Source organism: Agrobacterium larrymoorei (assembly GCF_005145045.1).
GTDB lineage: Bacteria > Pseudomonadota > Alphaproteobacteria > Rhizobiales > Rhizobiaceae > Agrobacterium > Agrobacterium larrymoorei.
Map to the genome: position 1 here is coordinate 177,386 of NZ_CP039693.1, position 12,487 is coordinate 189,872.

10 protein-coding genes are annotated in these 12,487 nt (G+C 54.8%); 9 read left to right on the forward strand and 1 reads right to left on the reverse strand.

Annotated elements, in window-relative coordinates:
• Positions 1-148 precede the first annotated feature (148 nt).
• The 4 genes from CFBP5473_RS21930 to CFBP5473_RS21950 all read left to right on the forward strand — a co-directional run bounded on the left by CFBP5473_RS21930 (position 149) and on the right by CFBP5473_RS21950 (position 6,001).
• Positions 149-1,576, forward strand: coding sequence for an ISNCY family transposase (locus CFBP5473_RS21930; RefSeq protein WP_027674808.1), 1,428 nt, complete (start codon positions 149-151; stop codon positions 1,574-1,576).
• Positions 1,577-2,541: 965 nt separating this feature from the next.
• Entirely contained in the window at positions 2,542-3,267 is a 726-nt protein-coding gene (locus tag CFBP5473_RS21940) for a helix-turn-helix transcriptional regulator (protein ID WP_027674809.1), read from the forward strand.
• 205 nt (positions 3,268-3,472) lie between these two features.
• The gene (locus tag CFBP5473_RS21945; protein ID WP_027674810.1) at positions 3,473-4,540 is read left to right on the forward strand and encodes a class I SAM-dependent methyltransferase; all 1,068 of its coding nucleotides are present in this window, start codon (positions 3,473-3,475) and stop codon (positions 4,538-4,540) included.
• Positions 4,541-4,615: 75 nt separating this feature from the next.
• Complete coding sequence (locus CFBP5473_RS21950) at positions 4,616-6,001, forward strand: hypothetical protein (RefSeq protein WP_234881917.1); 1,386 nt, start codon at positions 4,616-4,618, stop codon at positions 5,999-6,001.
• A gap of 86 nt (positions 6,002-6,087) precedes the next feature.
• Here the strand turns inward: CFBP5473_RS21950 and CFBP5473_RS25445 are convergent, their stop codons facing one another.
• A complete protein-coding gene (locus CFBP5473_RS25445; protein WP_084631562.1) occupies positions 6,088-6,330 on the reverse strand; it encodes a transcriptional regulator in 243 nt (80 codons plus the stop codon).
• Between the two features lie 124 nt (positions 6,331-6,454).
• Here CFBP5473_RS25445 and CFBP5473_RS21960 point away from each other — a divergent pair, with 124 nt between their 5' ends.
• The 5 genes from CFBP5473_RS21960 (at position 6,455) to CFBP5473_RS21980 (ending at position 12,418) form a co-directional block, all read left to right on the forward strand.
• Entirely contained in the window at positions 6,455-7,063 is a 609-nt protein-coding gene (locus tag CFBP5473_RS21960; RefSeq protein WP_027674811.1) for a hypothetical protein, read from the forward strand.
• 215 nt (positions 7,064-7,278) lie between these two features.
• Entirely contained in the window at positions 7,279-8,874 is a 1,596-nt protein-coding gene (locus CFBP5473_RS21965) for an ABC transporter substrate-binding protein (protein WP_027674812.1), read from the forward strand.
• 11 nt (positions 8,875-8,885) lie between these two features.
• Entirely contained in the window at positions 8,886-9,857 is a 972-nt protein-coding gene (locus CFBP5473_RS21970) for an ABC transporter permease (RefSeq protein ID WP_027674813.1), read from the forward strand.
• Positions 9,858-9,868: 11 nt separating this feature from the next.
• The gene (locus tag CFBP5473_RS21975) at positions 9,869-10,738 is read left to right on the forward strand and encodes an ABC transporter permease (protein ID WP_027674814.1); all 870 of its coding nucleotides are present in this window, start codon (positions 9,869-9,871) and stop codon (positions 10,736-10,738) included.
• A complete protein-coding gene (locus tag CFBP5473_RS21980; protein WP_027674815.1) occupies positions 10,739-12,418 on the forward strand; it encodes a dipeptide ABC transporter ATP-binding protein in 1,680 nt (559 codons plus the stop codon).
• The last annotated feature ends 69 nt before the right edge of the window (positions 12,419-12,487 follow it).

Genomic DNA, 12,487 nt, shown 5'->3' on the forward strand with positions numbered 1-12,487 from the left:
TCGTTATGTAATGGCTATTTAGTAATGCGACACTTGGGCCAGATAGAAATGCGACACTCTCCTCGCACGACTCTGGTCTATGTTAACGTTGGGAGCAAGGATGCGACGATGTTCAGCCTGACTTCGCTCAGGAGCGTTCGGAGTTGCCATGTCCTTTTTGATCACCATGTCGCAGAAAGAATTGCATCGCCTCGAAGTCATCCAGAAGATTCATGATCGGCGCCTGAGTGTCGTCCAGGCCGCCGGCGTGCTCTGCATCAGCCGAAGCCAAATGCATCGGCTGTTAAATGCATATGAGACCGATGGCATGCCCGGTCTCATCTCTAAGAAACGTCAACAACCAAGCAACCGGCGTCACAGCGAGGATCTTCGCAACGCCGTTCCCGATCTGGTCAGAGAACGGTATGCCGATTTCGGTCCAACCTTGGCTCGTGAGAAGCTGATTGAGCGGCACCAACTGGCGATCGGCAAGGAGACGCTGCGCCAATGGATGACCGAGGCAGGCATCTGGATATCTCGGAGAGAACGCAAGAAACGTGTCTTTCAACCCCGAGGCCGGCGCGATTGCTTTGGCGAGCTGGTGCAGATCGATGGATCGCATCACTGGTGGTTCGAGAACCGAGGGCCAAAATGCGCCCTTCTCGTCTACATCGATGACGCCACCGGCAATCTGCTGCATCTGCGTTTTGCCGGATCTGAGAACACTTTCGATTATCTGCATGCGACAAAAGCCTATTTGCAGCAATGGGGTAAGCCGCTTGCATTCTACAGTGACAAGCATGGCGTGTTTCGCTCTACGCACGCTTCTCAGAAGGATCGAACCAGTGGCCTGACACAGTTCGGACGCGCGCTTTATGAGCTGAACATCGATATCATCTGCGCCAATACCCCGCAGGCAAAGGGTCGAGTTGAACGTGCGAACCAGACCCTGCAGGATCGATTGGTCAAGGAATTACGGCTTCGCGGTATCGACACGATAGAAGCTGCTAACCACTACGTTCCGGAATTCATTGCTGATTTCAACACTCGTTTCGGCAAGCCACCCCGCAATCCGAAAGACATGCATCGTACCCTCGCCGCCCATGAGAACCTTGATGGCGCCATGTGCCGTAAGGAAGTCCGCACGCTGTCCCAGTCACTGACGCTACGCTATGACAAGGTGATATTTATTCTCGACCCGACGGAACGGGCAACGTCGCTCGCCGGTCAAAAAGTCATCGTATGCGATTATCCGGATGGTCGCCTGGAGATCATGCATGAGAGTTTCATGCTGCCCTACAAAACATTCGATACTTTGCGGTCGGTTCATCGGTCGCCTGTGGTTGAGAACAAGCGGCTGGACGACATGCTGTCACTGGTTGCCCAGATTCAGGAAGGCCGCGATCTACAGCGGAGCAAACATGGTCCGCGCCGAACCGGACAGGTCAACAGTATATTCGAGATCCCTGACGGCAGCCAGAGCAACGGGTATCAGAAACGTGGACGCAAACCGGGTCGGCGGACGGATTTCATGAACGATCCGCAGGTGATTGCGAAACGGCAAAGGGCACTTGCTCGAATGGAGGCGGCCGAATAGAGGCCGCTTTTGGTGCAAAGCCGCGTTGTCGGTTGAGGAAGCTAAAGCCGAAGAGGGTGCTCCATCACCCGCCCCCTCCCTACCCTTGCAACCCGGCCCCGCCGGTCCGGTCGGGGGCTGATCGTCAGCGCCAGTGTCGCATTTCTAACGGGCCAGCGGCGTCGCATCTTTAATTAGCTTTGACACGTTATGCGCTCGGTTTCAACTCTATTAAGGGTTGTAATCCCTGCTTTGATTAAAAGTAATTGTCTCGCCCACAACTTGGAGTGTGAGTGCACTGGAAAAATGCTCACGTGACACCAACAATGTACCCGTCGCGCCCAGCGAGATTGTAACATTCTGTCTGGACCGCCTGCGGCGCACAGGCACTTCGGCAACAGAGGAAGCGCGAGTATGCGGAAGAAATATAGCTTTTGTTGCGTCCTGATTTCGAACCTGAAGTCGCTTGCTCGAGACGGTCGCTGTGTCCGAGATCTTGGCCTGCACGCACCGTTAACTTGCGAAATTTGGTATTGCAGATGGTAATCTGTTCAGATCAATGGCTGGTTCTACGCTGGTTGTCAGAAGGTCGAACCGTTCTTGAGATAGCTGAAATTGAAGGCTTGTCATACGTGGCTGTGCTGGCACGGATCGAGGCCATTTTCACATCTCTTGGTGTCGCCGCCGTGGATAAGGCCCTTGCCGTGGCACGTGGAACCAGTGTCGTTTAAACGTTTTTGCATCCGCCCAATTGCCGGTCCACTCCAATGCAATGATGGTTGCTGGAGGTCAACAAGTGGCATCATACCCAATGCCTTGTAGGAACCACCAGGCTTTGGACGAGTATGTCTGAAAGTCAATTCCAACGACCATGAGCTGTGTTGTCGGGAAATTGACCGCACTCGCATTTCTGGCAGTTACAAGCTGACTGAAGAGCTATTACGTATCCAAGTCTGGTCCGAACGCGAGCGTCTGGGAAATAAAGTATGACCCAAAACCAAAGGCTTGCATCCTCATTGACCCTCCTACAATCGCTTGACCACTTTGATCAGTTGGAGAGCGTACTTCAGCAGATCTGTGGACGCTTCGGAGTCAAGCAAATGGCTTTCCTTGTCATTCGTGTCGGCATTGAGCAGGCACGATTTCGTCACTATAGCACGACCTACCCTAAGCGCTGGGTAGAGACCTATCTTGCAGGAAATCTTTACAAAACAGACCCAGTAATCGACATTCTAAAATGGAGCCGCCGTCCCGTCGATTGGTCGGTGCTGGACACGGAAAGGTACCGAAAGTTTTTCAAAGATTCCCGTGAGAGCGGGGTTGGCTGTAATGGGATGACTATACCACTGAGAGGGCCAAGAGGAGAGCGCTGTCTTTTCTCGGTAACTTCGGACTTGTCTATTCCTGATTGGCTCTTGCTGAAAAACGATTGTGCAGAAGAGCTTTGCATCATTTCCCATTTCGTTCACGAAAAGGCGCTTTCGTTACTCGCTCAGGCTTCTCACACTCCTCGGCCAGTCCTTTCGCGAAGGGAAAGGCAATGTCTCGAACAGGTTGCTACTGGATACATTCCAAAGCAGATTGCTGCGAGATTATCGATATCGGAAAGTTCGGTTCGGCTGTTTCTTCGTGCTGCACGGCGAAAGCTCGATGCCAAGACAAGTCATCAGGCTGTGGCCCGTGCGAGTTTTTTCGAAATGATTGACATCTAGCAAGACGCTCGGTTCAAACGCCAGCATCCAGCATCCAGCATCCAGCATCCAGCATCCCGCACATCACTTTAACGAATCCGACAGGTTGTTTCGTCTCCCCTTCTCTCCGATTGTAACGTCACGTTTAGTCAGAGCGTCGTGGTGGGGGACCATCTGTTTTGTGTATCCCAGATGCGCTTGCAACGCTAACAAAAGGAGCGTTTCGATGACTGGGAGGCATGTTATTGAGCAGTGGCGAAAAGCCCCTCGGTTGACGACACTTGCGCAATTTTTCGAGAGAACCGCAAGCGGACTGGGAGGCGCGCCTGATCGTGCTACACCAACCGTCGATCTGAGCCTTCTGGATTTCGATCTCGAATGCGTGGTATTTTCCGACACGCACCGCAGCTTATGGGGACCGTTTGACAAACATTATTTCGCCAGCATCCCTTATCGTCTGGAAGAGGAATGCAGGATTGGATCGTCATTTTTGTCGACTGGGCTGAAACGCTGGGCCAAGACGGGCATCCCGGCCAAGATTTACACGCTTGGTACCGGCACGGGCTGCCTGGCACGCACGCTCGCGAAGCTGGGAGGCGGACGTATCCAGACGTTGTGCTGTAGCCCGACGATCGCCAATCGAACGGCCTTTAACGAGAGCCGCGGCAGTCCTCATGCATATTTCTTCCACGGGCCTTTCTTCGATCTGGATGAGGAGAGGTACGTCGCTGACCCGGAGTTGGCGCATTTCCGCGAAGGGTTTGACATTCTTATGGAAGACACTACCTTCCAGATGTACGACCGTGACCGTGTTAGCCAGTTGGATTTCATCGCGCCCCGTATTCGACCTGGCGGCCTCCTCGTCCAGGTGCAGAAACTCGCCAATCCAGATGATAGCGTCTATCAGGCACGAGAGCGACAAAAGGACGAGCTTTTCAAGTCCCGCTACTTCTCAACGTCGAGGATCTCTGACAAGCGAAACGAAGTCCTTGACACGATGGACAACCTCCAAGTCGATCTTGAGACGACTGCCGCCGCCCTTGGGGCATTCTTCCGGTATTCCGTCTTGGTTTGGAATAGCGGGAACTTCTACACGATCGTCTCATCTAATGCGCGTCAGGCCGTCGTTGATTTTGTCACCCAGATGCTCAAGCCTGCCATCCCGCCCTCCTATTGCTACCTAGCGCTGCCCACGGCGTTGAATGACACTCCTTCCCAGCCTATTGGACCTGCGCTGAAGTGGAGGAACGCGAATTCGATCGTTGACGCCCTGCCCCATCTCGTTGCCTCGTGAGTTGAGCGAGCAATGTCTGCGGCCTTTCCTCTTCGCTGCCACCCTGATGACATCCGTCGGGCATTGACGACGCTCATGCCGTCTATCGAGGCTTATTGGGAAAAGCCGCTTCAGACATATGCTGCTGCGGCATATGAATTTCAGCGGCAAACAGGAACAAGTGCAACTCGCGACCACGCAATGAAACTGACGCAGGCAATGGTGGAGAGGGCGGCGCTTAAGGCGGGCTTCAGCTCAGCCGATGCAATGAGCGCTAGCAAAGAGTTGACCACATCCCCTGTCCTGCAAACCGGACCCCACTGTCTATTGCTTTTCGAGCCGGATGCCTTCTACACGCATCTGTTCAGCTTGCTTGGTTTGCAATCACTCGGTCGCCGCTGGCATATTTCCTATGCTGGTTCAACGATGTCGTTCAAGGAATCCGCAAAAAAAGGACCGGGCTGGTTACGGCTGGAGGGGCGACCGCTAAATCTCTTCGGTTTGCCGCGTAGCCGAATGGATGGACGCAGCATCTGCTGCTCCAATGGCCCCTACCGTTTCGCGCTTTCGAATTCGCTTGGCGTTGATGCTCCGACTGATCTAGCGAAGCGGTTGTTAGCAGAATTGCCCCCTACCCTCTTTCCATCTGCTGCAGAGGCGATCAACGCCGCCAATGCGACCCTTTGGCAAACGCATTTTGGTTCTTCAATAAACCTACTTCAAATAGACGATTTTGACGTCGCGGGCCTGATCGCTGATCACCTTGAGGATCCAAATTCGTGGCTGTACGAGTTTTTCATTGCGGAAAGGCATGCAGCGCTCGTGCCGAACGTGATTGAAGGCCTCAATGAAGGACCTTGGCGTGGCTGGGTGCGTCGATCGACGGACTATTTTTGGTACGTCGGACCGGAACGAGTGCTCCCGTTGGCGCTTGATGAGGGATATCTCAGGAGTTCAGACTATCCGGATGTGATGGTCAAGTTTTCACCCAATAGCATCGCAAGCGCTATTCGCGACCATAAGCTCCTCCCTACACTTTTCCTGGCGTTTCTTGCGCTGTCTATTCTACCGGGCATTCGGGCACTCGGTGGATGCCGCCAGCCGGTTTATTTGCCCCTTCTAAGGTATCTTGCCGCGTTGCTCGCCAAACGATCCGGCGACATAGAACTGGTGAATGTCCTGCGGGAAGATGATCACCCGGGGATGTGGGGCCATCGCGTCTTGCGGCCACAAGCTGGAGAACCATTTCGCGATATCCAGACTTATGGCGGACTGTCAGAGCTGCTTGAAAAATACAGCGCGCTTCCTTTGCTCGAGGCTAGCGGAGATCTTGCCAGCTTTACAGGAGACGTGCTCTGGGCAGAGATGAGCGAGCATCTATTGTCTGGTGAGATAATGTTCTCGTCGGCTGAGTGGAATGGTCAGGAATTTGAGCAGGTGAGAGATCCTGGACCGCCCTACCCCGCCGGTGGCACCAGTTGAGCTGAAGGTATCGCTAGACAGGTAAGAGGCTGAACGAATGCTGTGAGCTATAAAGCCCCATCTCACGTGAGGTTGGGTTTCTGATCTCAGGGCTTCTTAAATCTTACGCCGACTCCACCGCCGTTTGTCGGGATGAACTCCACACCAGCAGCTTCCAACGTTATCCTCAATAGTTTCAAATTTGCAGCTGTTATCGCTGGCGCGCTGTCATCCGCTTCAGCGCGCCTAACGGTTGAGAGTCCCACGCTTGCTGACTCGGCAAGGTGTTCTGCTGTCCATCGAAGCAAAGCTCTTGCTGCTCGAATTTGGGCTCCAGTAATTTCACTCATTCGACGCAATTTCTCATTGAAACTATTTCGTTCATATGCGATGTTTTAGTTCAAATCGGTCACGCTTAGTGTTTGAGCCACCGGGCGTGACCTGACCAAACCCTAGCTGTCTGGAGCTCGGATCATGGCTGATTCTGAGAATAGCAGAACTTTGCCCGCAATCACCTGCAGAAACCCGCTGCAGAGAGCGGAATGGTTACTGTCCAACAATTTTTCTGATCAGGAACATCGTGTGCCGGGTCTTCGCGACATCGTCCTGACGAAATGGCATGCCTGGCACTGTGCTTTCCAAGAGCTCACTGACCTTGGACGAGCGCAGCAGAAGCTCGAAAGCCAATTGAGGTCCATGCTCCCACCGCATCAGATGGTTCTGTCGACGGATAGCGGCGGGCCTTTCGCTACCCCCTCAATGCATGGATCTCTGGACCGTTCGAGAGAGGATGGAAACACCTGTGCTCACGCTGCATTCCTCACAGAGAGGCATAACTGGGCGCCGATCGATGAATCCAATGGTTACAGGCGGGCAAAGCACGCAGAAGAACACGTGTCTATCATTGAAGAGCATCTGGCGGACGAACTTCTGCGAACGCCAGCGATGACGACCGTTGCAGTTGCTGCGAAACTTCACTGCCTTCTGGCGCGAGATTCACCAAGCCCCGACAGCGACGAGCGCCCCTGGCCTCAAATCAGGTCAGTTCTGAGTGACATTCTTGCAATGAACGGTGTGTCTTAAAGGATGTTTTTTCGAAGTGAACCACGGCACCTACCGTACTCCTTGCCGATCAGCGCGCTGCCTATGTAGCCTGAGCACCGAAGAAATCTCAGATCGAAATTTTAGAATCTCTGACCTGCGAACGCTGGGAGCGAAGCAGGAAGGACGACCTGCGCCGTGAGGAATTGGCAGCCAGGGAATTAAGCAGACGTAATCAATCAAAAGGGAACAACGTAATGCGATTTATGAAGATTTTCCGGCAACCTCTCGTGGCCATGATTATCACCACGGCGACCGCGACCGTACCTTTGGGCTCGACCGCCGCCGATGCGGAGGAACTGAGGGTCGGGACACAACTGAAGCTGATGACCCTCGATCCGCACTACGCCGACCTCAACGAGAACAATGCGTTGTTAGCGCATATATACGAGCGTCTCGTTCGGCAGGACGAGCATCTCAATCCCCAGCCTGCTCTCGCCGTTTCGTGGAAACGACTGTCCCCTGTTTTGTGGGAGTTCAAGCTGCGAGACGGTGTCCGGTTTCATGACGGGTCGGCCTTTACAGCGCAGGACGTCATCTACTCGATCAAGCGTGTCCGCGATTTCCTAAAGCCTCCAAGCGGCGGATTTCAGGCCTTCACCAAGCCGATTAAAGACGTCACTGCGCCTGATCCCCTGACCGTTATGATCGAAACGAGCGAAGAGGCTCCTACCCTTCCCTTGCAGATGACCGCGATCTTTATCCTTCCGCATAAAGCAGACGGCTTTGCGAGCACGGATGAACTGAACTCGGGCGCACAGCCCAACGGGACCGGTCCTTACAAATTCAAGGCATGGGAGTCGGGTGAACGTCTCTCGTTGTCCAGCAACCCTGATTACTGGGGTGGCGCTCCTGCTTGGTCAGATGTCACGGTAAGGGTCATCGAAAGCCCAGCAGCGCGCGTGGCGGCCCTCACAACAGGGGACATTGATCTTGCTGATTTCGTTCCGGCACGCGATGTCGAGGGTCTTAAAGAACGCAAAATCAAGGTCGACAGCACAAGTGCCTCGCGCTCGAACTTCCTCCAGTTCGATATCGGAAGCGACCAACCTCCAGGCGTGACCGACAAGGCCGGAACGCCCATCGGCAATCCGTTTCGTGACAAGCGTGTTCGAAAGGCGCTGACAATGGCAACGGATCGGTCATTCATCACCGATCGCATTCTTTCCGGTTACGGCACTGCCGCCGCGCAACTGTTTCCGCCGGGTCTGGCGGGAACGTCTGACAAGCTCAAGGTCACTCCTCCTGACTACGATGGCGCGAGAGCTCTCCTGACTGAGGCGGGGTATCCCAACGGGTTCAGCCTTGTACTCGCAGGTCCCGGCGGGCGTTATCCCGGCGACGCTGAATCGCTTCAGTCGATTGCACAGAACTGGGCGCGTATTGGCGTGACCGTCAAACCCGTTCTCTCGCCATTCTCGGTCTTTCTCACGAAGCGGTCCAACGGGGAGTACCCCGCCTGGTATGGCGGTTGCTCTGGAGAGGCGGTCACACTTTGCCTCGATGGTGTTATCGCATCTCAAGATGCCGCACGTGGCACCGGATCGCTCAATTACGGTCGCTACGAGAACAAAGCATTCGACGCGATGCTGGCAGATGCAAACGCGCTGGAAGAAGGGGTCGGACGCAGCGAAGCCCTTGCACGCGCGACGGAATTCGTGATGGCGGATTATCCGATCATCCCGCTTTACCACTACCATCTTATCGTCGGACACGGTCCGAAGGTCGCGACCTTTACCGTGCATCCGCGTGGCTGGACAACGGCCATGCAGGCCACTCCGCGAACAGAGTGAGGGCGGCGCACATGCTATCAACGGTCATCGGGAGACTTGCGCAAGCCTTCCTTCTCCTCCTAGCCATGTCGCTCATCGGCTTCATAGGCATTCACAGCGCCGGCAATCCCGTCTTCAACCTCGTCAACATCGAGACTGCGACAGCTGAAGACATCAGAATGGCAACGATTGCGCTGGGACTGGACCAGCCTGTCTGGCGCCAGTATTTCGTCTTCATCGGAAACGTCTTGAGCGGCAATTTCGGGATATCCTACATTTATCACCTCCCAGCCTTTGAACTGGTGATGAGCAAACTTCCCGCCACTCTTGAGCTTGCGATTGTCGCAATGTCGATCGCAGCCCCTGCCGGGGTACTTCTGGGATTGCTCGCAGGCCGCCGCAAGGGAAAGCAGATCGATCACGCAATCCTCCACGGAAGCGTGGTCGCCCTGAGCATTCCATCTTTCTGGTTGAGCATGATGCTTATCCTGGTCGGCGCCATCCTGACAGGCTGGTTTCCGTCTGGCGGCCGCGGTTCTACCGCCCCTCTGCTTGGAGCAGAGTGGAGTTTCATGACGTCAGATGGCCTTTGGAAGATGGTGTTGCCGGCATTAGCGCTTGCGCTTCCCAACATCGCGCTCATTGCACGGCTCACACGGTCTGGAACGATAGAAGTTGAGACGCAGGATTTCACGCGGTTCTGCAAGGCGAAAGGCCTGTCATCCCGGCGGGTTCTGTTTCGTCATACTCTTCCAAACATCAGCGTCCCGATCGTTACCATCATCGGCATGCAGTTTGGCGGAATGCTGGCCTTCGCCGTCGTCGTCGAGTCGATTTTCAACTGGCCAGGTGTCGGAAAACTCTTGATCGACTCGATCCAGCTTCTGGACCGGCCAGTCGTCATGGCCACCCTCACCTTCATCTCGATCGCCTTCGTTGGCCTCAACGCGCTCGTTGACCTCTTTTACGTCGTGCTCGATCCACGCACGCGCCGAAACGGATGAAAGGTATATCGATGAAAACCGACACGTTAAGACGCTTATGGAAGCGTCCCGGCAAGCCTCATGTCAGTCTGCCCATCATAATCTTGGCGGTCTATGTTTTGCTGGCCCTTGCTGCATCTCTAATATCGCCTCAAAATCCTTATGACCCTTTGCAGATCTTCGCGTGGGAATCATCTTCGCCGCCAGGAACCGCGAGCAGCGGTGGATATACATATTTACTGGGTACCGACGGGCTCGGTAGAGACATTTTTAGCGCCGTCCTTCACGGACTTCGTATCAGCCTGTTTGTCGCGATAACCAGCACAGCTCTCGCGGCCCTTATCGGGATAACGGCTGGTGTAACCGCGGCATATTCCAACCGTTGGGTCGACGCGCTCATCATGCGGATCGTCGATCTGCAGCTCAGCCTTCCAACGATCCTCGTCGCCTTGATCGCTATCGTTACGCTCGGACCAGGCGTCGATCGCATTATTCTGGCACTGGTGATTGTCCAATGGGCGACCTATGCACGCGTTACGCGGGGGGTAGCAATGACCGAGGCAGGGAAGTCTTACCTGGATGCCGCGCAACTTCTACGCTTGTCTCCGCCTCGTATCGTAATAAGGCACCTTCTCCCGAACAGCATAGCGCCCGCGATCACACTGATCCCGATAGAGCTTGGTCACGCGGTCGCACTGGAAGCAACGCTATCATTTCTCGGGCTCGGTGTGCCCGTCGACAAACCATCCCTCGGCTCTGCGGTCGCGAACGGCTTCCAATATCTCCTCACCGGCCAATACTGGATCAGCCTTTTTCCAGGGCTTGCACTGTTTGGTCTCATCGCAAGCATCAATTTCGTCGGCGAAGACTCACGCCGACGTCTCGATCCAAGGAGCCGTTGAATGGAAAATGACCAAATTCCCCTGCTCGTGGTGCGCAATCTTACCATGAAACATGAGCGTGCCGACACCTCGACGACAATCCTTCGTGACGTTTCCATTGAGCTCTATTCGGGAGAAATCCTTGGACTGATCGGCGAATCCGGTGCTGGAAAATCAACACTCGGCAATGCCGTCCTCGGGTTGCTCGCACCAGGGTTTAGCCAGAGTGGCGGCACGATACTCTTTCGCGGGCAGGCAATCGATAAATTGCGAGAGGAGGACCGAGCCGCCATCAGAGGTCGTCGTATCTCGGCGATATTTCAGGATCACACCGCCTCATTAGACCCGCTCATGAGCGTAGGTTCTCAGATATTCGAAACAATTCGAGCCCTGGACGGAGATATTGGTACTCGAGAAGCCAGAGCGAAAGCGCTTGAGCTTATGGCGCGTGTGGGGATCCACAATCCGGCTGAGAGATACAGTCATTACCCGCATCAGTTTTCCGGCGGGCAGCGCCAAAGGCTTGTCATCGCGATCGCGCTCGCAGGGAAGCCGGACATTATCGTTGCGGACGAGCCAACCTCTGCTCTTGATGCGACCGTTCAAAAACAGATCCTTGCGTTGTTACGGAAGCTAACAGATGACACAGGGGTCTCGATAATTCTTGTCACGCATGACATGGGCGTGATCTCGGAGATCGCCGACAGGGTCGCCGTCATGCGCCATGGCAAGATCGTGGAACAGGGACTGACATCCTCGGTTCTCGATGCGCCTACGGAAGTTTATACCCGAAATCTCCTTGCGGCAGTCCCGCGTCTGCGGCTGGTGGCCGACCATGACGCGCAGCCGTCCTTTACACGTGAGGTGGACGTGGGTGGAGACGGCACCAGCGTTGCACGGCCAGCCGGTTCAACTCCGCTCCTGTCAATCAAAGGCGTCACCAAGACGTTTGCCCGAAGGGGGATTTTCTGGCGTCGCAATGATCGCCAGACGTTTGCACTTCAAGACATATCCATAGAAATCGCACGTGGCGCCATTACCGGGATTGTCGGTGAAAGTGGCTGCGGGAAGAGCACAATCGGTCGCATTGTGGCTGGTCTCGAAACCGCTAATCGGGGCCTACTCGAAATCGAAGGAACCTGTTTTGACATTTCACGTGCAGGCCGCAAAAGCGGTCTGTTGGGACGAGTCCAGATGATATTCCAGGACCCGGCAATGTCGCTCAACCCTCGCATGTCGATTGGTTCTGCGCTCGAAGAGAGCGTTCAATCCGGTCTTGGCGGTGCAAAACCAAGCGGTGACGAGATTGCAGAGATCATGGATCGGTTGGGCCTGCCTAAAAATCTACTGAAGAATCTGCCCCATCAATTGTCCGGTGGTCAGAAGCAGAGGGTCTGCATCGCTCGTGCGCTTCTTGCGAGGCCAAGCATCATCGTCGCGGATGAGCCGACCTCGGCGCTGGACGTATCGGTTCAAGCTGAGATTGTCACGTTGCTGAAAGAAACCGTCCGCGAGCGCGGCGTGTCTATGCTGTTCATCTCACACGATCTCGCTCTGGTTCAGGACCTCTGCCAGCAAATTTACATCTTCAAGGACGGCATCGTGGAAGATCATGGTACCACGGATTTTATATTCGCTCAGTCGGATAACGCCTATACGCGCCGACTAATCAAGGCTCGCCCTTTGCGGTTCACACACTGACCGCTAATCGTCGGGAGCGCGGATCCGGGCTCCCTGCCATCTCAATTTTTACCTTTCTCATCGCAGGAA